The sequence below is a fragment of the Streptomyces sp. NPDC036764 genome, from assembly GCF_055609385.1.
This window is the reverse complement of record NZ_JBVJPT010000008.1, coordinates 92,027-114,125: the sequence shown is the minus strand read 5'-3', so window position 1 is coordinate 114,125 and position 22,099 is coordinate 92,027. Positions and strand designations below refer to the sequence as shown.

Annotated in this window: 17 protein-coding genes and 1 tRNA gene; 5 read left to right on the top strand and 13 right to left on the bottom strand. The window is 69.5% G+C overall.

Annotated elements, in window-relative coordinates; translation table 11 throughout:
* Positions 1-114: 114 nt before the first annotated feature.
* A tRNA-Thr gene (locus tag ACZ69Q_RS27350) sits at positions 115-189 on the bottom strand.
* 216 nt (positions 190-405) lie between these two features.
* Between ACZ69Q_RS27350 and ACZ69Q_RS27345 the strand changes: the two genes are divergently transcribed.
* The 3 genes from ACZ69Q_RS27345 (at position 406) to ACZ69Q_RS27335 (ending at position 2,989) form a co-directional block, all read left to right on the top strand.
* Positions 406-1,494, top strand: coding sequence for an ABC transporter ATP-binding protein (locus ACZ69Q_RS27345; protein WP_471046553.1), 1,089 nt, complete (start codon positions 406-408; stop codon positions 1,492-1,494).
* Between the two features lie 209 nt (positions 1,495-1,703).
* Positions 1,704-2,162: a hypothetical protein gene (locus ACZ69Q_RS27340; protein WP_471046550.1), complete on the top strand. Its 459-nt coding sequence runs from the start codon at positions 1,704-1,706 to the stop codon at positions 2,160-2,162.
* Positions 2,163-2,257: 95 nt separating this feature from the next.
* Positions 2,258-2,989, top strand: a complete 732-nt coding sequence (locus ACZ69Q_RS27335) for a nucleotidyltransferase family protein (RefSeq protein WP_471046548.1) — start codon at positions 2,258-2,260, stop codon at positions 2,987-2,989.
* Positions 2,990-3,856: 867 nt separating this feature from the next.
* Here the strand turns inward: ACZ69Q_RS27335 and ACZ69Q_RS27330 are convergent.
* The 6 genes from ACZ69Q_RS27330 to ACZ69Q_RS27305 all read right to left on the bottom strand — a co-directional run bounded on the left by ACZ69Q_RS27330 (position 3,857) and on the right by ACZ69Q_RS27305 (position 10,177).
* Positions 3,857-5,494 (bottom strand): DoxX family protein, encoded by a 1,638-nt coding sequence (locus ACZ69Q_RS27330; protein ID WP_471046546.1) that lies wholly within the window; start codon positions 5,492-5,494, stop codon positions 3,857-3,859.
* Between the two features lie 134 nt (positions 5,495-5,628).
* A complete protein-coding gene (gene rlmB / locus ACZ69Q_RS27325; RefSeq protein WP_471046544.1) occupies positions 5,629-6,570 on the bottom strand; it encodes a 23S rRNA (guanosine(2251)-2'-O)-methyltransferase RlmB in 942 nt (313 codons plus the stop codon).
* A gap of 99 nt (positions 6,571-6,669) precedes the next feature.
* Entirely contained in the window at positions 6,670-8,067 is a 1,398-nt protein-coding gene (gene cysS / locus ACZ69Q_RS27320; protein WP_471046543.1) for a cysteine--tRNA ligase, read from the bottom strand.
* Positions 8,068-8,119: 52 nt separating this feature from the next.
* On the bottom strand, positions 8,120-8,620 hold the full coding sequence (ispF, locus tag ACZ69Q_RS27315; protein WP_471046541.1) for a 2-C-methyl-D-erythritol 2,4-cyclodiphosphate synthase: 501 nt from the start codon (positions 8,618-8,620) through the stop codon (positions 8,120-8,122).
* The gene (ispD, locus tag ACZ69Q_RS27310; RefSeq protein WP_471046539.1) at positions 8,610-9,374 is read right to left on the bottom strand and encodes a 2-C-methyl-D-erythritol 4-phosphate cytidylyltransferase; all 765 of its coding nucleotides are present in this window, start codon (positions 9,372-9,374) and stop codon (positions 8,610-8,612) included. The genes ispF and ispD overlap by 11 nt, the downstream gene beginning before the upstream one ends.
* A 320-nt stretch (positions 9,375-9,694) precedes the next feature.
* A complete protein-coding gene (locus ACZ69Q_RS27305) occupies positions 9,695-10,177 on the bottom strand; it encodes a CarD family transcriptional regulator (RefSeq protein ID WP_003953493.1) in 483 nt (160 codons plus the stop codon).
* Between the two features lie 612 nt (positions 10,178-10,789).
* Between ACZ69Q_RS27305 and ACZ69Q_RS27300 the strand changes: the two genes are divergently transcribed.
* Positions 10,790-11,485 (top strand): copper chaperone PCu(A)C domain-containing protein, encoded by a 696-nt coding sequence (locus tag ACZ69Q_RS27300; RefSeq protein ID WP_471046537.1) that lies wholly within the window; start codon positions 10,790-10,792, stop codon positions 11,483-11,485.
* A gap of 108 nt (positions 11,486-11,593) precedes the next feature.
* Here ACZ69Q_RS27300 and phoP read toward each other — a convergent pair whose 3' ends face one another.
* Together phoP and phoR are read right to left on the bottom strand one after the other, a co-directional pair.
* Positions 11,594-12,265: a two-component system response regulator PhoP gene (phoP, locus tag ACZ69Q_RS27295; RefSeq protein WP_004000192.1), complete on the bottom strand. Its 672-nt coding sequence runs from the start codon at positions 12,263-12,265 to the stop codon at positions 11,594-11,596.
* Between the two features lie 5 nt (positions 12,266-12,270).
* Positions 12,271-13,548 carry a two-component system sensor histidine kinase PhoR gene (phoR, locus tag ACZ69Q_RS27290; protein ID WP_471046535.1) on the bottom strand — a complete coding sequence of 426 codons (1,278 nt, stop codon included), beginning with the start codon at positions 13,546-13,548 and terminating at the stop codon, positions 12,271-12,273.
* Positions 13,549-13,919: 371 nt separating this feature from the next.
* Here phoR and phoU point away from each other — a divergent pair, with 371 nt between their 5' ends.
* The gene (gene phoU / locus ACZ69Q_RS27285) at positions 13,920-14,621 is read left to right on the top strand and encodes a phosphate signaling complex protein PhoU (protein ID WP_471046533.1); all 702 of its coding nucleotides are present in this window, start codon (positions 13,920-13,922) and stop codon (positions 14,619-14,621) included.
* Positions 14,622-15,163: 542 nt separating this feature from the next.
* Here phoU and ACZ69Q_RS27280 read toward each other — a convergent pair.
* The 4 genes from ACZ69Q_RS27280 to ACZ69Q_RS27265 form a co-directional block, all read right to left on the bottom strand.
* Complete coding sequence (locus ACZ69Q_RS27280; RefSeq protein ID WP_471046531.1) at positions 15,164-15,451, bottom strand: hypothetical protein; 288 nt, start codon at positions 15,449-15,451, stop codon at positions 15,164-15,166.
* Positions 15,452-15,589: 138 nt separating this feature from the next.
* A complete protein-coding gene (locus ACZ69Q_RS27275) occupies positions 15,590-16,381 on the bottom strand; it encodes a hypothetical protein (protein WP_471046529.1) in 792 nt (263 codons plus the stop codon).
* 185 nt (positions 16,382-16,566) lie between these two features.
* The gene (gene fxsT, locus ACZ69Q_RS27270) at positions 16,567-20,988 is read right to left on the bottom strand and encodes an FxSxx-COOH system tetratricopeptide repeat protein (RefSeq protein ID WP_471046527.1); all 4,422 of its coding nucleotides are present in this window, start codon (positions 20,986-20,988) and stop codon (positions 16,567-16,569) included.
* 699 nt (positions 20,989-21,687) lie between these two features.
* Positions 21,688-22,099 (bottom strand): hypothetical protein (locus tag ACZ69Q_RS27265; RefSeq protein ID WP_471046526.1); only part of this gene is annotated, 412 nt, incomplete at its 5' end.

The window sequence follows — 22,099 nt, the reverse complement described above, 5'->3', positions numbered from 1 at the left end:
ACGCAGGCGCATGTCCCGTGTCCCTATGGGGACATGAAGCGCTGGAATTCACCCGACAAGGGTGTGGGGAAATGAGAAGCGGGGCGGTGTCATCGACAACCGCCCCGCAGACTGAGCCCCCTGTCGGATTCGAACCGACGACCTGCTGTTTACAAGACAGCCGCTCTGGACCAACTGAGCTAAGGAGGCCTGCACGCGCGGTCACGCACGCGCCCGTGCAGTGTACCCAGGTTCCGAGATGGTCCTGTCGAAAATTTCCGCGAAGTTCACATGCCCCCGGGTACTGACAGACCAGGCGAACGCCAGGTACCGTCCAGAGCCAGTCCGCACATGTGGACTAAAACAACCACCTTCCTACAACGGATCGTCCGGCACGTTCCTGCCGGTAGAAGGGGGCCCTTCACCATGGCCACTGTCTCGTTCGACAAGGCGACCCGGATCTACCCGGGCACCGAAAAGCCCGCCGTGGACGCGCTCGACATCCACATCGAGGACGGCGAGTTCCTCGTACTGGTCGGCCCGTCCGGCTGCGGCAAGTCCACCTCGCTCCGCATGCTGGCGGGGCTCGAGGACGTCAACGGCGGCGCCATCCGCATCGGTGACCGCGACGTCACGCACCTGCCGCCCAAGGACCGGGACATCGCCATGGTGTTCCAGAACTACGCGCTGTACCCGCACATGTCCGTCGCCGACAACATGGGCTTCGCGCTCAAGATCGCCGGCGTGAACAAGGCGGAGATCCGCAAGAAGGTCGAAGAGGCCGCGAAGATCCTCGACCTCACCGAGTACCTGGACCGCAAGCCGAAGGCCCTCTCCGGTGGTCAGCGCCAGCGTGTCGCGATGGGCCGCGCCATCGTGCGTGAGCCGCAGGTCTTCCTCATGGACGAGCCGCTGTCCAACCTGGACGCCAAGCTCCGTGTGTCGACCCGTACGCAGATCGCCTCGCTCCAGCGCCGTCTCGGCATCACCACCGTCTACGTCACCCACGACCAGGTCGAGGCCATGACGATGGGCGACCGCGTGGCGGTCCTCAAGGACGGTCTGCTCCAGCAGGTCGACACCCCGCGCAACATGTACGACCGTCCGGCCAACCTCTTCGTCGCCGGATTCATCGGCTCCCCGGCCATGAACCTGGTCGAGGTCCCGATCGCCGACGGCGGCGTGAAGTTCGGCAACTCGGTCGTACCGGTGGACCGTGAGGCGCTCTCCGCCACCACCGACAAGACCGTCACCGTGGGCGTGCGCCCCGAGCACTTCGACGTGGCCGGCTCCGAGTCGGACCAGGGTCTCGCGGTCACCGTCAACGTGGTGGAGGAGCTCGGCGCCGACGCGTACGTCTACGGCACCGCCAAGGTGGGCGAGGACTCCAAGGATCTCGTCGTCCGTGTCAGCGGCCGTGACGTGCCGGAAAAGGGCAGCACGCTGCACATCGTCCCGCGTTCCGGTGAGACCCACGTGTTCTCCACCTCCACGGGCGAGCGGCTGTCCGACTGAGGCAGTACAACCCCGGGTAATTCACCCAGGTTGACGAAGAGGGCCCCGCAGAGCGCTGCGGGGCCCTCTTCGTTGTCGACAAATACCCCGGCATACCGGTCATTTCGAGCGCTGTGCGTCAACATGCCGCCTGAGTTTGAGGGCCTCTTCGTCCCCCGAACCGGTGACTAAATGTCGCCATATCAGTACCGAACGCTACCCTCACTCGCGTGAAGCACTCCACCATCCAACAGACACGACGCGGCCACCGGGGCCCTGCCCGCCAGCTCGGCCGCACCATCGCCTTTGTCCTGCCCGTCGTCCTGGTGCTCTCCGGGACCCTCGCGGTCACCCGGGTCAACTGGTCGGGGGACCCCTCGGACTCGGTGCTCACCGCGACCGACGTCTCGAGCGCGGGTGCCGCGAAGAACACCGCGCCGCGCGCCCCTCAGGACGTGCTGCGCGACCAGTTGCTGACCGAGCTTCAGGAGAAGAACCCGAGCGTCGCGCTCACCCACCTCCAGCAGGCCGTCGACGAGCGGCCGTCGCTCGCCCGGCACTGTGCCTCGATCGCCCGTGCGCTCGGTCGTGCGGCGGTTCGTGTGTACGGGCCGACTCGGGCGCAGTCCTATTCGCGGCCGGTGTGCGACACCGCGTTCGCTTCGGGTGTCGCCGCGGCGCACAGCTAGCCCTTTGAGGAACACTGCGCTTCCGGACGGTAACGGCGGATTAAGGAACCGTTGCCGACGAATGCCGTGAGCGGGGCGCCGCGTACAGTTCGGGCATGACTGATCCGAACGCCGCGACCCGCCCCGTTCAAGCCGTCGTCCTGGCCGGGGGCCAGGGGTCCCGGCTGCGTCCGTACACCGACGATCGGCCCAAGCCGATGGTCGAGATCCCCGGTACGGGGACGCCGATCATCGGCCATCAGCTTGTGTGGCTGGCCGAGGAGGGCGTGACGGATGTGGTGATCAGTTGTGGGCATCTCGCCGAGGTGCTTCAGGACTGGCTGAAGTCGGCCGATCTTCCAGTGCGGGTCACGACTGTCGTCGAGACGGAGCCGCTGGGGCGGGGTGGCGGTCTGAAGTACGCGGCGGCGCATCTGCCGCATCCGGACAAGCCGTGGTACGCGACGAACGGTGACATCTGGACGCGGTTCTCGCTGCGCGACATGGCGGACTTCCATGCCGAGCGGGACGCGGTGGCGACGCTGGCGCTCGCTCGGCCTCGCATTCCCTGGGGCGCGGTGCAGACGGACGGCTTCGGGCACATCACGGACTTCATCGAGTCTCCGCCGTCCACGTTCGAGATCAACGCGGGTGTGTACGTCTTCTCGCCCGTCTTCGCTTCCCTGCTGCCTGAGCGTGGCGACCACGAGCGCACGACGTTCCCTCATCTGGCCCGGGAGCGCCGGCTGGCCGGGTTCCCGATTCCGCAGGGTGCGTACTGGCGCGCCATCGACACGGCGAAGGACCTGACCGAGGCGGCGAAGGAACTGGCGGCTCTGGGACGCTGATGCCTGCGGCGGCCTGTGCGGGGTGGGTGGTTGTGCGCGTAGCGCCAACGGTCCGGTGGGTGGGTCGGGGCCGCGCCGGGGGGTGTCCGTCCTCGGTCGGGCGGTTGCTGTCGGGCAGAGAGGCCACCGTCCCTTGACGCCCGCCGCTGCGGGCGGACACCCCCCGGCACGTCCCCTTGCCGCCGTACGCGGGTGCTGCGCCAGCCCCGGCACGGTTCCTTGCCGCCGTACGCGGGTGCGGCGCCATCGCCGGCACGGTTCCTTACGCCGTGGGCGGCCGCGGGTGCGTCTCGGTGCAGGCCGCCTGCCACGCCGCCAGGGGCGCGGGGAACTGCGCGACCAGCCACGACGGACCCGCAGACGCCGGACGCGGGCGACGCCCACGGCCCCCTCGTGGCGCAGGCCGCCTGCAACCCCGCCAGGGGCGCGGGGAACTGCGCGACCAGCCCCCACGGACCCGCAGCCGCCATACACGGATGCGGCCACGTCCCGACGCAGGCCGCCCGCAACCCCCTAGGGGCGCGGGGAACTGCGCGACCAGCCCCCACGGACCCGCAGACGCCGGACACGGATGCGGCCACGTCCTGACGCAGGCCGCCTGCAACCCCGCCAGGGGCGCGGGGAACTGCGCGACCAGCCCCCACGGACCCGCAGCCGCCGTACACCGGTGTGTGGGGCCGGTCGCACGCCCGCGTCGGTGCGCAATCTTTCAGCCCGTCCGGCGTTTGAGGACGAGTCCCGTTCAGGGCCGTTGCGGGGGTCTGGGGGCCGCAGGCCCGGGCGCTGGCGGGCTCGGTGAGTTGGGTGGGCATGGCTGTGGGCCCCGGACGCTGGGAGCGGCCGGGGCCCATGGTGTTCCGGAGGCGGTCAGCCCAGTAGGCCGCCTACCAGGCCGGGTTCGTCCTCGGAGGAGCCGCCCGTTGAGCCTCCTCCGGAGGTGGGGCCTCCGGAGGTGGGGCCGGTGCTGGTGCTGGGGGCCTCGTCGGCGGGAGCCGTCTGCTGGGGCGGGGCCTGGCCCTCCGTGCCCTGCGTCTGGCTGGGCGTACCGGCACCCGCCGTGCCCGTGTCGCTGGTGGCGCCCGGCGTGGTCGCCGCTCCGGACGGGGTGGCCGCGCCCGAGGTCGCGCCCTGGGTGGGCGAGTTGGAGGCGGACGGCGACCTGTCGTGCAGCCTGTCGGACTCCTCCGGCAGGGGGGAGCCGGGCAGTTCGTTGCGCGGGGCCTCGCCGGGGCCGGGGACCACGACACGGTCGGCGTCGCGGACCGCGCCACCCAGCAGGGAGCCGATCAGGAGGGTCAGACCGGTGACGATCGCCGTGATCAGGGCGCCACGGCGCAGCACGTAGTTGCGCAGCTCCCAGATGTCGGAGCGGGGACCGAGGCGGCGCCAGGCCATGCCCGCGAGGCGGCCGTCGATGGAGTAGACGGGGGCGCCGGCGATGATCAGCGGGGACCAGGCGGCGAGATAGATGATGTCGGGGGCGTCGTAGACCGGGACGCTCTTCCAGCTCACGGTGACCAGGAGCGCGGCGGAGAGCAGCGCGCCGACCACCGCGGCGACTCGCTGCCAGCAGCCCAGGACCGTCAGTACGCCCACGATGACCTGGAAGAAGGCGATGACCAGGCCGGAGCCGACGGGGTGTTCGAGGGCGAATTGGCGGAGGGGTTCGGCCACTTCCCAGGGGTGCAGCGTGTTGAGCCACTTGACCATCGAGCCGCGCTTGCCGCCGTCGAAGTAGACGGGGTCGCACAGCTTGCCCATGCCGGCGTAGATGGAGATGAAGCCGAGGAAGACCCGGAGGGGGAGCAGGACCACGCCGAGGTTCATGCGGCGGCCCGGGTAGTAGGCGTGCCGCGCGGGGTCGTCGCCGCCGAGTCGCCTGGGCGATGCGTCGGCGTCGTCGTCCGGGCCGTGGGGCTGCTCCTCGTCGACGAAGTCCTCCGCGGCGTACGCGAATTCCTCGTCGTAGGCGCTCTCGACCGTGCGCATGTGGGGCAGCAGCCGGGTTTCGAGGGATTCGTGCGTGCGCTGCGCGCCCACGATCGGGGTCTCGACCGTCCGCGCCATCTCGTCCTCGTAGCCGTCGTCGTAACCGACGTCGACGCGCGGGATGACCTGGGTGCCGCCCCCGGCGGGAACCGGTTCCTCGCCGTGGCGGACGCTGCCGTCCCGCACGGCCTGGAGGAGCCGGTGGGCGCCGGTGTCGTCGGGCGCGGACGTGCCGTTCCAGACGGCGACCCGGCGGCGGGCGCCCGATGCCGCGCCCGCTCTGCCGCCCGCGTTGACGAGCGGCATGAGGGCGGTGTTCTCGGTGGCGCTCAAGTGCCGTGCGATCCGCTGAGATTTGGTGCGCCCGGTCGACGCGCCCAGCAGCACGCGGAAGCTCGCGTGATTGACGATGATCTGCGCCGGATCGCTCGGCACCTTCACCATGCTCAGCGCGGGAGCGTCGTCGTATCCCGACGAGCGGTCCCCCGTGGGTGTGCGGGGTGTTCTGGTGTCCACACTCAACTAACCGAGTGACGTGTGGTTAGGACACTGCTTTGACCGGTCCGATCTGTCCGGACCCCGTCAAGGATGCGCAGGTCGCACCACTGTCACCAGAATTAACCCGCACGGGTGACGCCACGCATGTCTGTTCAGACCCGTCGGCGGGACGCCTCGTAGAGCACGATCCCCGCCGCCACACCGGCGTTGAGGGACTCCGCGCCACCCGGCATCGGGATGCGGACGCGGAAGTCGCACGTCTCGCCGACCAGGCGGGACAGGCCCTTGCCCTCGCTGCCGACCACGATGACCACCGGGCCCTGAAGGGCCTCCAGGTCGCCGAGTTCCGCCTCGCCGTCGGCGGCGAGACCGACGACCGCGATGCCCGCCTTCTTGTACGCCTCCAGGGCGCGCGTGAGATTCGTGGCGCGGGCGACCGGCGTACGGGCCGCCGTGCCGGCGGACGTCTTCCAGGCGCCGGCCGTCATGCCCGCCGCGCGGCGCTCGGGTACGACGACCCCGTGGCCGCCGAAGGCCGAGACCGAGCGGACCACGGCACCGAGGTTGCGCGGGTCCGTCACACCGTCGAGGGCCACGATGAGCGGGTCCTCGCCCGCGTCGGCGGCAGCGGCGGCGAGGTCCTCGGGGTGGGCGTACTCGTAGGGCGGAACCTGCAGGACGAGGCCCTGGTGGTTGAGGCCGTTCGTCATGCGGTCCAGCTCGGGGCGCGGGGCCTCCATGAGGTTGATGCCGCCGCGCTCGGCGGCGAGCTGCAGGGCCTCGCGGACGCGCTCGTCGTTGTCGATGAACTGCTGGACGTAGAGCGTGGAGGCCGGGACGCCCTCACGCAGCGCCTCGACGACCGGGTTGCGGCCGACGACCAGCTCGGACGTGCCCTTGCCGCCGCGGCCGCGCGGAGCGGGACGGCGTGCGGTCTGCTTGGCCTTGGCGGTGGCGACGCGGTTCTTCTTGTGTCCCTTGCGCATCTCGGCGGGCGGGGTCGGGCCCTTGCCCTCGAGACCCTTGCGCCGCTGGCCGCCACTGCCGACCTGCGCGCCCTTCTTGCCGGACATGCGGCGGTTGTTCGCGGCCATGACCTACCTGTCTGTCGTGGGTGTGTCGTACGTACGTCTATGAAGTGTGCCGCCCGGGGGGCCGGGCGGCACAATCGATCTTCCGGAAGCCGGGGCCGGTCAGCGCGGGCCCAGGCTCCAGCGTGGTCCGTCGGGGCCGTCCTCGATGGCGAGGCCGGACTGCTTGAGCTGGTCGCGGATGGCGTCCGCGGTCGTCCAGTCCTTGCGCCCCCGGGCGGCCTCGCGCTGGTCGAGGACCAGTCGTACGAGGCTGTCGACCACGCCGTGCAGATCCTCGCCCCGGTCGGACTCGCCCGCCCAGTGCGGGTCCAGCGGGTCCAGGCCGAGGACGCCGAGCATGGCACGGACCTCGGCGAGGCGGGCCACGGCGGCTTCCTTGTCGTCGGCGGCCAGCGCGCTGTTGCCCTGGCGGACCGTGGTGTGGATGACGGCCAGTGCCTGCGGGACACCGAGGTCGTCGTCCATGGCCTCGACGAAGGCGGGCGGCAGCTCCGCGGACGGCTCGACGGCGCCGGCCTTCTCGACCACGCGCTGCACGAAGCCCTCGATCCGCGCGAACGCCGACTCGGCCTCGCGCAGGGCCTCCTCGCTGTACTCGATGGTCGAGCGGTAGTGCGGGGTGCCCAGGTAGTAGCGCAGGACGATCGGGCGCCAGGTCTTGACCATCTCGGAGACCAGCACGCTGTTGCCGAGCGACTTCGACATCTTCTCGCCGCTCATGGTGACCCAGGCGTTGTGCACCCAGTACCGGGCGAACTCGTCGCCGAAGGCCTTGGCCTGGGCGATCTCGTTCTCGTGGTGCGGGAAGATCAGGTCGAGCCCGCCGCCGTGGATGTCGAAGGCGCTGCCCAGGTACTTGTGCGCCATGGCCGAGCACTCCAGGTGCCAGCCGGGACGCCCGCGGCCCCACGGGGTCTCCCAGTCGGGCTCGCCCGGCTTGGTCGCCTTCCACATGGCGAAGTCACGCGGGTCCCGCTTGCCGGAGATGCCCTCCTCCGCGGGCTGCCGCATCTCCTCCAGGTCCTGCTTGGACAGCTCCAGGTACGACGGCCAGGAGCGCACGTCGAAGTAGACGCTGCCGTCGGCCTCGTACGCGTGCCCGCGCTCGATGAGCGTGCGCATCATCTCGACCATCTCGGTGACATGGCCGGTGGCTCGCGGCTCGTACGTCGGCGGGAGGCAGCCGAGCGCTGTGTAGCCGTCGTTGAAGGCCCGCTCGTTCTCGTAGCCGATGGACCACCAGGGGCGGCCCTGGTCGGCCGCCTTCCAGATGATCTTGTCGTCGATGTCCGTCACGTTGCGGATGAACGTGACGTCGTAGCCGCGGTACTCGAACCAGCGGCGCATGATGTCGAAGTTCAGGCCGGAGCGGATGTGCCCGATGTGCGGGGCCGCCTGCACGGTGGCACCACAGAGGTAGATCGAGACACAACCCGGCTTGATCGGGGTGAAGTCACGGATCTGCCGGGCGCTGGTGTCGTACAGGCGAATGGTCACGGGTCCAGGGTAGTCGGCGATGCCCGGTGCCTCGGACGGTTGTGGATAACAGTCAGATCGTGGTCCGCACCACGAGCGCCGTCGCCACGGCCATCAGCCCTTCGTCCCTGCCGGGGAACCCCAGCCCGTCGGTCGTCGCCCCGGACACCGACACCGGCGCGCCGGCGGCATCCGAGAGGATCTTCTGCGCCTCGTCGCGCCGTTTGCCGATCTTCGGGCGGGGGCCGACGACCTGGACCGCGATGTTGCCGATGCGGAAGCCCGCCTCGCGCACGATCCGGGCCGCCTCGGTGAGCAGTACGACGCCGGAGGCACCCGACCACTCGGGGCGCCCGGTGCCGAAGTGCTGCCCCAGGTCACCGAGGCCGGCCGCCGAGAACAGCGCGTTGCACGCGGCGTGGGCGACGACGTCCGCGTCGGAGTGGCCGGCGAGTCCGGGGCCCTCGCCCTCCCACTTCAGGCCCGCGCACCACAGCTCGCGGCCCTCCTCGAAGGCGTGGATGTCGGTGCCGATGCCGACCTGGGGCAGCGGCGTCATCGGCTCAGAAGCCATCGTTCAGCCTCCGACGGGCCAGGACCGCCTCGGCCAGGACCAGGTCCAGCGGGCGCGTCACCTTGAAGGCCTCCTCGTGGCCCGGGACCACGACGACCGTGAGGCCCAGTTGCTCGACCATGCCGGCGTCGTCGGTGACTTCGTCCGTCACCGTCTCGTGCGCACGGACCAGCGTGGCGCGGTCGAAGCCCTGCGGGGTCTGTACGGCACGCAGGCGCGCGCGCCGCGGGGTGGCCACGACCGGTTCGGGGGCGCCGGGCGTCCGCGCGGGCTCGACCTCCTTGACCGTGTCCGCGAGCGGCAGCGCGGGCACCACGGCGGGCGCTCCGTCGCGTACGGTCTCGATCACCGCGTCCACCGTGTCCACCGGCACCAGCGGGCGGGCCGCGTCGTGCACCAGGACGATGTCGAAGTCCGGCGGCAGCGCGTCCAGGCCGAGCTTGACGGACTCCTGGCGGGTTTCGCCGCCGGGAACCACCAGGAAGTCGGTGCGCTCGGGCAGCGCGTGCGCGTCGAGCATGCTCTTGACCTCGGGGGCGCCGTCGGGCGGGGCGACGACGACCACCAGGGAGACGGCACGGGACGCCGCCATCGCACGGACCGCATGGATGAGCATGGGTGTGCCGTTCAGCGCGCGAAGTGCTTTGGGGGCGCCAGGACCGAGGCGTACGCCCCTTCCTGCGGCCGGAATCACCACGGCCGTACGGGCTGCGCCACCGGCTTCCGAGGGTGAAGGGCGCGAATCGTCAGACATCGGTTCCTGTCAGGTTTGTGTGCTCGGCCTACTTGGGTATGGCCCTGGGGGTGCCCCTGCTCGAGTGAAGTCGAGAGCTTGGGGGAGTGCCGGGCGCGAGCCTTGACCGGACCCTTCCGTGACAGTCGGTCGAGCCTGCTGCCGGGCCCGGCACGTCAAGTATCGGGGGCACCCCCGAGCAAGGCGCGCGAGGCAGGTAGAACAGCGCCCGCGACCGGACATGCCGCAGCGCCCGGCGACAGCATTACGTCATCGGGCACCGCGGCACTTTTAGAAGCCACACAGCACTGCGCTGAATGAACTGAGGCGGATGGACCGCGTCAGGATGCGAGAACCTCGTCGAGCAGGGCCTCGGCCTTGTCCTCGTTGGTGTTCTCCGCGAGGGCGAGCTCGCTCACCAGAATCTGGCGGGCCTTGGCGAGCATGCGCTTCTCACCGGCGGAGAGTCCGCGCTCGCGCTCACGACGCCACAGGTCACGCACGACTTCCGCGACCTTGATGACATCGCCGGAGGCGAGCTTCTCCAGATTTGCCTTGTAACGACGCGACCAGTTCGTGGGCTCCTCGGCGTACGGCGCGCGCAGCACCTCGAAGACCCGGTCCAGCCCGTCCTGACCGACCACATCACGCACGCCGACGAACTCCGCATTGTCCGCTGGCACACGTACCGTCAGGTCACCCTGGGCGACCTTCAGCACCAAGTAGGTCTTGTCCACGCCTTTGATCTGGCGAGTTTCGATGGCCTCGATCAGCGCGGCCCCGTGATGGGGATAGACCACGGTGTCGCCAACCTTGAACGTCATGTGACAGGTACCCCTTCCGTGGCTATCCAGGGTAACACGGAAACGGCGGGTTCTGAATGGCGTTTTCGCAGGTCAGGGCATATCTCGGGGCTTGACAACTCCAACAGGAACGTGCTTCGCGGGCCGACCGGAAGAAGGTATTCGCAGGTGGGAGCGGCTCTACGGACACAGAGAAACGCGCACGTTACACACATCCGGCGGCGCCTCCGACTGGTCGAACGTACACAAATGTCCGGTTCCAAGTGTGCGACTTCCGCTACTCCGTTCGGCGTCCCGAGTCGGTACCGGACGAATCCAGGAATTGATCACGGTCCGGCCGGGCGGCCCAGTCGGTGATCAATTCCGGGAGGGTCGCGCATTCCTTCACGGAAATTTTGCGCGGCCGCTTGCGAGGGGCTTATGTGAATGACGGACGAGCGTCCGGGCAATGTGACTCCCGGGCCACTTGTGGGTGAAGAGACGGGGATGGAAGTGGGACTTCGACGGCACTTCGGCCCCCGAGGGGAGGGTCGGGTGCGGTCGCGCGGGAACGGCTCGGTAACCTAAGGCCGCTGACAGACACTTAGGGCGGCTTTACGCGCCCCCCGTTCGAGTCAAGGAGTTGCCGCCGCCGTGAGCAGCAGCCTTCGACGCGGCGCACTCGCTGCCGCCGCCCTCGCGTTCTCGATCACCTCGCTCGCCGCGTGCGCCGCAGGCAACGACGCCCAGACGCTGGAGATCAAGCCGGACAACGCGGCCACCTCCGTCGGCGACATCAAGATCCAGAACGCCCTCGTCATCACCCAGCCCGACCTGGAGTCGACCGGACCGGCCGCGATCTCCGCGACCCTGTTCAACTCCGGCAAGACGGCCCAGACGCTGGACGCGATCAAGGTGGACGACGCCGGCAAGACCGCCGAGCTCAAGGCCGCCAAGGGAGGCAGCCTGACCATCCCGGCCGGCGGCCAACTGATCCTCGGCGGCAAGGACAACGCCTCCGCGGTGCTGCCGAGCAGCCGTGAGGCCGTCAAGGACGGCAACGCGCAGAAGATCACCTTCACCTTCAGCAAGACCGGTGACGTGAGCCTGCGCGCGTTCGTCGTGCCCGCCGAGCACTACTTCGAGAGCTGGGGCCCGAGCGAGGTCCCGGCCGCGCCGGAGTCGACGTCCTCGCCGACGGGGACCCCGACCGGTGGCACCGAGGCCACCCCGTCCGGCGGTGCCACCGCGAGCTCGTCGGAGACCACGGGTGCCGGGGCGGAGGGCGGCCACGAGGCCGGCTCGCCGAACGTGACCGATGCCGCCTCCCAGTCGGCCGCCGGTCACTGACCGCCGTACGGCGCCCTGGTCGCCGTGGAAACGGCTCCACAGGTGTGGAAAAGGGCGGGGCCCCGGAAATCCGGGGCCCCGCCCTTTGTCCTGTCGTCCGTGCTCGGTTTACGGCTCGAACTTGTAGCCGAGGCCACGGACCGTGACCAGGTACCGCGGCGCGCCCGGGTCCGGCTCGATCTTGGCGCGCAGCCGCTTGACGTGGACGTCGAGGGTCTTGGTGTCACCGACGTAGTCGGCACCCCAGACGCGGTCGATGAGCTGCATACGGGTCAGCACGCGGCCCGCGTTGCGCAGCAGCATCTCCAGGAGGTCGAACTCCTTGAGCGGGAGGTCGACCTTGGAGCCGGAGACCGTGACCACGTGGCGGTCCACGTCCATCCGGACCGGGCCCGCCTCCAGAGCGGCCGGGGTGACCTCCTCCGGCTCGCCGCGGCGGCGCAGGACGGCCCGGATACGGGCGACCAGTTCGCGCGAGGAGAACGGCTTGGTGACGTAGTCATCGGCTCCTATTTCCAGGCCGACGACCTTGTCGATCTCGCTGTCCTTGGCGGTGACCATGATCACCGGGACGTTCGAACGGCCGCGCAACTGGCGGCAGACCTCGGTGCCCGGCAGGCCGGGCAGCATCAGGTCGAGGAGGACGAGGTCGGCGCCGTTGCGCTCGAACTCGTCCAGTCCATCGGGCCCGGTGGTCGCGACCGCGACCTCGAAGCCCTCCTTGCGGAGCATGTACGACAGGGCGTCGGAGAAGGACTCCTCGTCCTCGACGACAAGCACTCGGGTCACGGAAGGACCTCCGGGGCGGAAAGCGTTTCGTACGCAGGTGAGTCGGGGGAAGTGGGGGATTTCGATAGTGCGGGCTGCCCGGCCTCGTCGTCGAGATCGGGGTGCTGCTGTGCGCGGTCGCGGGCCGCACCCGCCTCCGGCAACCGGAGGGTGAAGGTGGAGCCCTGTCCCTCGGAGCTCCACACCGTGACCTCCCCGCCGTGCGAGGCGGCCACGTGCTTGACGATCGCGAGACCGAGGCCGGTGCCACCAGTAGCACGGGAACGGGCCGGGTCCACACGGTAGAAGCGCTCGAAGATGCGCTCCTTGTCCTTTTCCGAGATGCCGATGCCCTGGTCGGTCACGGCGATCTCGATGTGATCCCCGCCCGGTGCGGTGAGCCGGCGTGCGGCGATACCGACGCGGGTGCGGGCGGGCGAGTAGTTGACGGCGTTCTCGACGAGGTTGCCGAGCGCCGCGGCGAGCTGGCCCCGGTTGCCCCAGATGCTGAGGTCCTCGGTGCCGCCGGCGGCCATGGTGATCTGCTTCGTGCCGGCCGCGTGCCGGCAGCGGTCCATGGCCTCGGCGACGAGCTCGTCGACACGGACGGGCTCGGCGTCCTCCAGCGGGTCGTCGTTCTGCACCCGGGAGAGGTCGATGAGCTCCTGCACCAGGTTGGTGAGCCGGGTCGCCTCGATCTGCATGCGCCCGGCGAAGCGCTCCACGGCCTCCGGGTCGTCGGAGGCGTCCATGACCGCCTCCGAGAGCAGGGAGAGGGCGCCGACCGGCGTCTTCAGCTCATGGCTCACATTGGCGACGAAGTCGCGCCGGACCGCCTCTATCCGCCGGGCCTCGGTGAGGTCCTCGACGAGGAGGAGGACGAGCCGGGAGCCGAGCGGCGCCACCCGGGCGGACACGGCGAGGGCCTCGCCACGGCCGGTGCCGCGCCGGGGCAGGTCCAGCTCCACCTGCCGTATCTCGCCGTCGCGCCGTGTGTCGCGGGCCATCTGGAGCATGGGTTCGACTGAGAGCTTGCCGCCGCGCACCAGACCGAGGGCGTACGCCGCCGAGCTGGCCTTGACGACGGCGTCCCCTTCGTCGAGGACGACCGCGGAGGAGCGCAGCACCGACAGGACCGTGTCCACGCCGGGTGGCAGGACCGGGTCGGTGTGCAAAGAGGTTCGAGTGGGTCGTTTCAGGTCGCGTTCGCTCCAGCGGAACGCCAGCATGGCGATGACACCGGTAAGAACCCCGGCGATCGCTGCCGCTGCGGCGACCGCCGCGTTCACGTCCATGCACCCAGGTTAGGCATGGCCCCGGCCGTGCCCACAGCCGTCGGAGTGCGAGCTCGAACACTCGTCGCCCAGAGTTCACCTTGGAGCCAGTGTTGGTTCATTTGGGGTGGCGGAAACGGACGCGTACGGACCGGATCGTGGGGGCGTGGGGTTCGCACGGCCAGTTCAGCGCATAGATCACACGGTCGGTTTAGCGTAGAGATCGCGAGATCGTACTGGCGGTTTCACGACAGTCCGACTGTCGTTTTCGTGACGGTCTTACTGTCGGAGGTCATGACGGTAAGACTGCCTGTCCGACGACAGGGCCGGCGGACGGACAACAGTCTCCTGGCGCCCGGAACCCCCGAGGCATACGTAAGAGAGGGACCCTGATGCGGGACGCGTACCACGAGGAACTGGACTCGATCGGCGACAGTCTGGTGGAGATGGCCCGGCTGGTCGGTTCGGCGATCGGGCGCGCCACGGCCGCGATCCTCGACTCCGACCTGAAGCTGGCCGAGAGCGTGATCGAGGGTGACGAGAAGGTCGACGACCTTCAGCACGACCTGGAGGCCCGGGCCATAGCCCTGCTGGCGCGCCAGCAGCCGGTGGCCACGGACCTGCGGATAGTCGTCACCTCGCTGCGCATGTCGGCGGACCTGGAGCGCTCCGGCGACCTGGCCCAGCACGTGGCGAAGCTCACGCGGCTGCGCTACCCGGAACGTGCGATTCCGCAGGACCTGCACGCCACCATCCTGGAGATGGGCCAGCTCGCGCAGCGCCTGATGGCGAAGGCCGCGGAGGTCATCGTCACCAAGGACGTCGACCTCGCGATGCAGCTCGAGCAGGACGACGACGCGATGGACCTCCTGCACCGCACGCTGTTCCAGCACCTGATGGACGAGCGCTGGAAGCACGGCATCGAGACGGCGGTCGACGTGACGCTGCTCGGCCGCTACTACGAGCGGTACGCCGACCATGCGGTGGCGGTGGCGAAGCGGGTGGTCTACCTGGTGACGGGTGAGCACGCGGACGAGCTCCAGCCGGACATCCAGCCCGACATCCAGCCGGTTTCGGGGGGCGAGGGGGCGTAGGTCCCCTGGGTCCGATGTGAGTCCGGCGTGGGCCGGGCGTGGGTCCGGTGTGGGCCGGGCGTGGGTCCGGCGTGGGCCTGTGAGCGGGCTCGGTGGGGGCCCGTGAGCGGGCTCGGGAGAGCTTTTCGGGGCGTGTGCAAGCCTCTGTGCGCCGTTGATGCGCCCAGTAGGGCGGGCATGGAATGGGCACAGGCACCAGCCTCGAGGAGGGACCATGGCCGAATCCCCCAGCACTCCCGGCACCACGCCCGACCCCACCCAGGAACTCCCGACCGAGCAGCCCGCCGACATCAGGAGCCTCCCGCTCTTCGGCGCCTGCGGCTGCGGCTCGGGCTGCGGGTGCGGGTGCCAGTCGGGGAACCCTTGTCAGTGCGGGTGAGGGTGTAGGACGCGGAGGTCCGTGGCGTACGGCGCATGGCTGCCGTAGACGCCTCGGACGCCGTGGATCTCGTACGACGGTGAGGGCTCCGGTGCGGATGGCGCGCCGGGGCCCTTTGCCGTGCGCGGCCGCGCGGCGGCACTTTGGCGGGGCTGGTCCGGGGCTAGTCCGAGGTGATGCAGGCGTATGCGGTGATCGTGACGCCGGGTTTTGATTCGGCGTAGGCGTCGAGGTCTTCGTGCGACGAGCCGGTCGATGACATGGGGGCGGCCGGGGTGGGCGGCGTCGGCGCGGGTGGCACGGGGCACTCCGGAGAACTTGAGGACGACGGCTCCGGACGCGGACCCGACGTCGGCTCGATCCCGTCGTTGATCGACTCGGTGACTGACCAGCCGGCGACAACCAGGACGAGCCAACCACCGGCCAGCCACGCCTTCACACGCCCACTCATCCCGCCCCCACCACCCGTAGCCCCCGCGGCACGCGGCCAGTCCGGCCATGAGCCGACGTCGAACACAAGCAGGTCCCCTGCCCGGCGATGGCGGCAGGGGATGTCCACTCACGTCACAGTCACTTCACCGGTCCGGGCTCACCTCACGTCGACGAAGTCGGCCAGGCCGGACCTGGCCTGGGTGAGGGACGTACCCGCGAAGTGGTAGCGGTACTGGCCGTCCGCCGTCGCCTGCACGGTGGTCGTGGCCCAGCCGTTCCGGTCGGTCTTGACCTTCTTCAGCGTGGTGAAGGCGCCGCTCGTGCCCTTGCGGAACTGGAGCAGCACCTGGTGCCCGATGAGGGGCACGTCCTTGTGCTTCTCCCAGCTCGCGACGATCATCCGGGCCTTGACCGTGAGGTTCCTGCCCTTCTTCACCGGCTCAGGGGTGGCGTCGGCCAGGGACAGGTGGGTCTTGCGCTTGATGCGGGCCATGCCCTCCTTGCGGGTGACGTTGCCCGCGCCGTCGACGGCGACGACGTTCACGCTCCAGGCGCCGGCGAGGGCGTTGCTGCGGAGGTTGACGTACGGATCGGCGACCACGACGGCCTCGCACTTGGACCAGGTCTCGTCGATCTTCACGCAGCGGCCGGACCCGACCTGCACCAGGCGCCCGTCGGCCTCTTGCTCGCTCGCTCCGTGCCACAGCTCGTACGACACGCTCCGGATGCCCGACGGGTCGCTGACAATCGCGGAGACCGGAAAGGCGATCTTCCGTGCGGCCTCGACGACAACGGTGTAGTCGCGGTCCTGGTTGACCTCGATGTCCCTGATGTACGTAGGTGTGTCGTCCTGCTCGGCCCCGGCGGCCGGAACGGCGAGGGCTGTGACTGCCAGGGCGGCGCTGAGAGCAGCGGCGGTGGTGGTGGCGACAGTGGCGCGTATGCGCATGGTGTGGTTTCCCCCCACGCTTGATGACTTGAGTGGTGACTTCACCCGCATCAGACAGAGGGGGCGTGTGGGGGGTTGTGCACCGGCGGCGGCCCAACCCATCACTTAACCCTGGCTATTCCTTGGGTTGGCGGAATCATCGATGGACGGCCAACTTCCGAGTTCTAGAGGCAGCTCAGGGCAGGCTAGAGGGTGTCGGGGTGATCTTCGCCGAGGCCCTGCTGGAGCTGGGCCAACGTGTCCTCGATCGTGCGGCGTGCCTCGACGTACTCACCGAGGGCATGCAAGGTGATCGCAAGGCTGAAGGCGCAGTCGAGGGTGTCGGAGTGGCCCTCTCCGAACACCCGCCTACGCCGGGCCAAATTGTCCTCCTTCAGCCGGCGCGCCTCGGTGTACTCGCCCAGCTCGTGCAGGGTGACGGCAAGATCGTCCGCGGAGCGGAGGGTGTCGGGGTGGTCCGCGCCGAGGCTCTGCCGGCGCCGGGCCAACGTGTCCTCGATCGTCCGGCGCGCCTCGGTGTGCTCGCCGAGCGCGTACAGGATGGCCGCGAGGCTGTCGGCGCACTGGAGGGTGTCGGAGTGGTCCGCGCCCAGCACCCGCCGACGCCGGGTCAACGTGTCCTCGAGCATGCGGCGAGCCTCGACGTATTCACCGAGCGCGTGCAAGGTGACCGCGAGACTGAAGGCACAGTCGAGGGTGTCGGAGTGGTCCGCCCCCAGCACCCGCCGACGCCGGGCCAACGTGTCCTCGAGCGTCCGGCGTGCCTCGGTGAACTCGCCCAGCGCATGCAGGGTGATCGCGAGGCTGTAGGCGCAGTCGAGGGTGTCGGGGTGGTCCGCGCCCAGCACCCGCCTACGCCGGGCCAACGTGTCCTCGTCCGTTGTGCGTGCCTCGGTGAACTCGCCGAGCGTGTGCAGGGTGATCGCGAGGCTGAAAGCACAGTCGAGCGTGTCGGAGTGGTCCTCCCCCAGCACCCGCCGACGCCGCGCCAGCGTGTCCTCCTTCATCCGACGCGCCTCGGTGTACTCGCCCAGCGCATGCAGGGTGATCGCGAGATCGTGCGCGGAGCGCAGGGTGTCGGGGTGGTCCGCGCCAAGGCTCTGCCGGCGTCGGGCCAGCGTGTCCTCCTTCATCCGGCGCGCCTCGGTGAACTCACCGAGCGCATGCAAGGTGATCGCGAGGCTGAAAGCACAGTCGAGGGTGTCGGAGTTGTCCTCCCCCAGCACCCGCCGACGCCGGACCAAGGTGTCCTCCTTCATCCGACGCGCCTCGGTGTACTCACCGAGCGCATGCAAGGTGATCGCGAGGCTGTAGGCGCACTGGAGGGTGTCGGGGTGGTCCGCGCCAAGGCTCTGCCGGCGCCGGGCCAGCGTGTCCTCCTTCATCCGACGCGCCTCGGTGAACTCACCGAGCGCATGCAGGGTGATCGCGAGACTGTCGGTGCAGTCGAGGGTGTCGGAGTGGTCCTCCCCCAGCACCCGCCGACGCCGGACCAGCGTGTCCTCCTTCATCCGGCGCGCCTCGACGTACTCACCGAGCGCATGCAGGGTGATCGCAAGATCGTGCGCGGAGCGCAGGGTGTCGGGGTGATCTTCGCCCAGCAACCGCCGGCGCCGGGCCGACGTGTCCTCCTTCATCCGGCGAGCCTCGGTGAACTCGCCCAGCTCGTGCAGGGTGATCGCGAGACTGTAGGCGCAGTCGAGGGTGTCGGAGTGGTCCTCCCCCAGCACCCGCCGACGCCGGGCCAGCGTGTCCTCCTTCATCCGGCGCGCCTCGACGTACTCGCCCAGCTCGTGCAGGGTGATCGCGAGATCGTGCGCGGAGCGCAGGGTGTCGGCGTGGTCTTCGCCGAGCAACCGTCGGCGCCGGGCCAGCGTGTCCTCGTCCATCCGGCGCGCCTCGGTGTACTCGCCCAGCTCGTGCAGGGAACCCGCGAGGCTGTCGGCGGAGCGGAGAGTTTCGGGGTGGTCCGCGCCAAGGCTCTGCTTGCGCCGGGCCAATGTGTCCTCAAGCATCCGGCGTGCCTCGGCGTGCTCGCCGAGCGCGTGCAGGGTGACCGCAAGATCGTGCGCGGCGCGGAGGGTGTCGGGGTGGTCTTCGCCCAGCACCCGTCGGCGCCGGGTCAAGGTGTCCTCGTCGATCCGGCGTGCCTCGGTGTACTCGCCGAGCTCGTGCAGGGTGCCCCCGAGGTTGTCGGCGGAGCGGAGGGTGTCGGGGTGGTCCTCCCCCAGCACCTGCCGACGCCGGGCCAGCGTGTCTTCGAGCGTCCGGCGCGCCTCGGCGTACTCGCCGAGCTCGTGCAAGGAGCCCCCGAGGCTGTCGGCGCAGTCAAGGGTGTCGGGGTGGTCCTCTCCGAGCACTCGCCGACGCCGGGCCAACGTGTCCTCGAGCATCCGCCGTGCCTCGGTGTGCTCGCCGACGTCCTGGAGAGTGACGGCGAGATCGTGGGCGGAGCGGAGGGTGTCGGGGTGGTCCTCGCCCAGCACCCGCCGACGCCGGGCCAACGTGTCCTCGGTCAGCCGACGCCCCTCGGTGTGCTCGCCGACATCCTGGAGAGTGACCGCGAGATCCCGGGCGGAGCGGAGGGTGTCGGGGTGGTCCTCCCCCAGCACCCGCCGACGCTGCGCCAACGTGTCCTCGATCAGGCGACGCCCCTCGGCCTTCTCGCCGAGTGCGAGCCGGGAATTCGCGACATCGTGGGCGGAGCGCAGGGTCTCGGGGTCGTCCTCGCCCAAAACCAGCCGGCGCCGCGCCATGGTGTCCTCGATCAGTTGGCGGGCCTCGGGGTAACGGCCGAGGTCATACAGGGCATCGGCAAGTTCCTGGGCGGATTGGAGGGTGTCGGGATGGTCGGCGCCCAGTGCACCGACCCACGCGTCGTACAGGGCTTTGGCGAGGTCGTGAGCTGCGCGTGGCTGGGCACATTGGACGAGGTAGCGGGCAGCCCTGAGCAGGGTCGGTCGCAGAGCGGGAGTGTCTGTGATCGTCAGGTGGGCCGCTGTGAGATGTGAGGTGAGCCGGGCCCAGTGCGGCCAGGTGAAGGGGAGTTCGGGGTCGCCGGGGTCGGCGCCGGACAGCAGCGCTGCGAGATCGTTGTGAATCGCGGCCCTGTCCTGCTCGCCGATCTGGTCACGCGTGATGGCCTGGGTGAGGCGGTGGATTTCCACCGTTTCGTTGTCGACCTGTGCAAGGCCGTACCGGGCGAGTGGCTTCAGGGCGGATTGAGGCCACAGGAGGTTTTCCGCGTCGCCCGGGATCGTGGTCAGCCGACTGCGCGCGTCAACCAACCAAGAGGTGGGGATAGGGTCCGGGCCGAGAAAAGACAAAAGAGTCAGCAGTGCTGCCGCATCGGGGTGGTCGGCATTGAGCTCCTTTGTGGCGACGGTGACGGCGGCAGCCAGCGATGCGGGGTACCCGGGGGTGTCGCCCTGGTCCAGGAAAGCGGCGGTGTTCGCGTTCAGCCGCTGCTGATAGGCGGCCAGTGGCATGCCGTCGGTCAGCACGCCGACTGCTTGGGCGAGGGCGAGAGGGAGATCTCCCAGTGTTTCGGCGAGCGAGTCGACCTGCTCGCAATCCAGGGCCGGAAGTTGACCTGTCAGGTAGTCCAGGGAGTCCTGGCGGGCGAATACGTCCATGCCGAGACCGGGCACGATCCGCTTCCAGGCAGGGTTGCGGGAAGTGATCAGGACGTGTCCGGTCCCGTCGGGCAGCCATTCCTCCAACGCTGCCATGTCCTCGGCGTTGTCCAGAATGATCAGCCAGCGATCCAACGTGGTGAGGCGCTGCATCGCATGGTGTGCGTTCGCGGCGGCATCGGCACCGGGCTGGACCACGTTCAGTCGTGCGGCCAATTCCGCATACCTCTGCGGAACGTGCGCTGCCTTTTCTGCGTCGACCCACCAGACCAGGTCATACTGGCCGGCGAAGCGATGCGCGTATTCCAACGCCACTTGGGTCTTGCCGATGCCGCCCATTCCGTGAAGTGCCTGGACGGCGGTGTACCGCTCGGCGAGCAGTTTCCTTCGTATGTCGTCCATCAACGTTTCGCGGCCGGTGAAATGCGGGTTGCGGCGACGCACGTTCCAGACAGACGGCAGGCCGGTACTCGAGGGGAACCGCGGCTGCGGCAGGACTGGAACGGTCCGGGCTGCGGGCGTCCCCGTTTTTGGGGCGCCGGGAAACGCCGGTGCGCCGGACGGAGCGAGCGGACCTGTGACCGCTTCCACGAGGGCCGCGATAGCCGCCGTCTCGTCGAGACCGTGGAGGTCTTTTCGAAGCAGGGGTGCCAGGATCGCCGGTAACTCCCCGGCCTCCAGCGGCTCGATGACCACCGGGACGAAGCGGTTCCTGCGGGCCAGCGCCGCCGTCCACTCATCTTCGGTGAACCGCCCCGCGGAGAAGTACTCGGGCGACAACAAGGCAACGAATGCCGTCGCCTTCGCCAGGGCCTTGCTCATCTTGTCCACGAAGTTGTCGCCGGTGCGCCAGTGCCACACGTCGAGTTCGACCCGGTACCCAGCCTCTCCCAGGCGCCAGGCGACCCACTCCGCCCACTGACGATCGGGCCCGGCATGGCTGACAAAGATCGACTCCGGAGCCTCAGGCATCGCTGTCCCCCATCCCCCGTGGCGCTCGGGTCATGCCCGGCCTCCACCACGCCGAACCCCGCTTCATCGGTGCCAGCGGACCCTCCGACCGCTCTCCAGCGTAGGGGGCAAAACGGAGCTCGTAGAGGGTTCCGACAGCCCAAGAGGGGCGCACGGTTGCTCGCGGCGCAGCACGAGTTCCGGGCGTCGGAAGCCCGGGGTGCGACCCTGCCGCCCAACTGACGCCCCCAACACAGCAACAAGGCCCCCACCAGCGGAGAAACCGCAGGCAGGGGCCTTGATCAGGTCGGGTTACTTCTTCTTGCCCTGGGTGTTGTCGGGGATCCTGGTGAGCTGGGTTTGCTGGTCAGGCGCGGTGGGCTCAGCGAGATCGGCGGTGGGCGGGACGTCCACGGCGACCAGCCGTCGTCGCGTCGGTGCGGCCGTCGAAGGTCTTGCAGCGGGGCGACAGGGAACACTTCTGCCGGGATCAGCGGGGCCGTGTCGAGCTCCAAGAAACGGTGCCCGCATCGAGTCCCTGAAACTCTCTCCCGGCCGCACGGGCAAGGCGGTCGAAACCGGGAGGATCACCCCCGTCTCGGACGCCGACCTCGGGCCTGGTGGGCAGAGCGGCCACACCCCTGAACTGCAGTCGCGCCGCTTCGTGAACCGGCCGCAGTGGGGCGGCCGTGTGCGGGGGCGTCGCAGGCCAAGGCCTCGCTATATGTCGCCGGCGACGATGGAGTGTGCGGCGTCGCCGACCTTGGTCCAGTAGATTCCCATGCCGGTGTAGCGGTAGACGGCATAGCTGTTCGGGTGCAGTCGGTAGACGGAGTCGGTGGCGACGGCGAAGGAGGCCCCGGCCGTTCCGGTGAGTCTCCAGGTGCCGGGAGTGCCGAGGTAGCTTCTCAGGGAGCCGGAGTCGGGATTCGTAGCAACGAGCCCTTGTCCCCACTCTCCGGTGTAGATCCGCCCCGCGGGGCCGCCGATCTTGGTCCAGGAGGTTCCGTAGCCGTCGTAGCGGTACACGGCATCTCTGTTCGGAGTCAGTGCGTAGAGGTTGTCGGGGGCGACGGCGAAGGAGGCTCCGGCGCCTCCGATGTACTGCCACATGTCGGGACTGCCGAGGTAG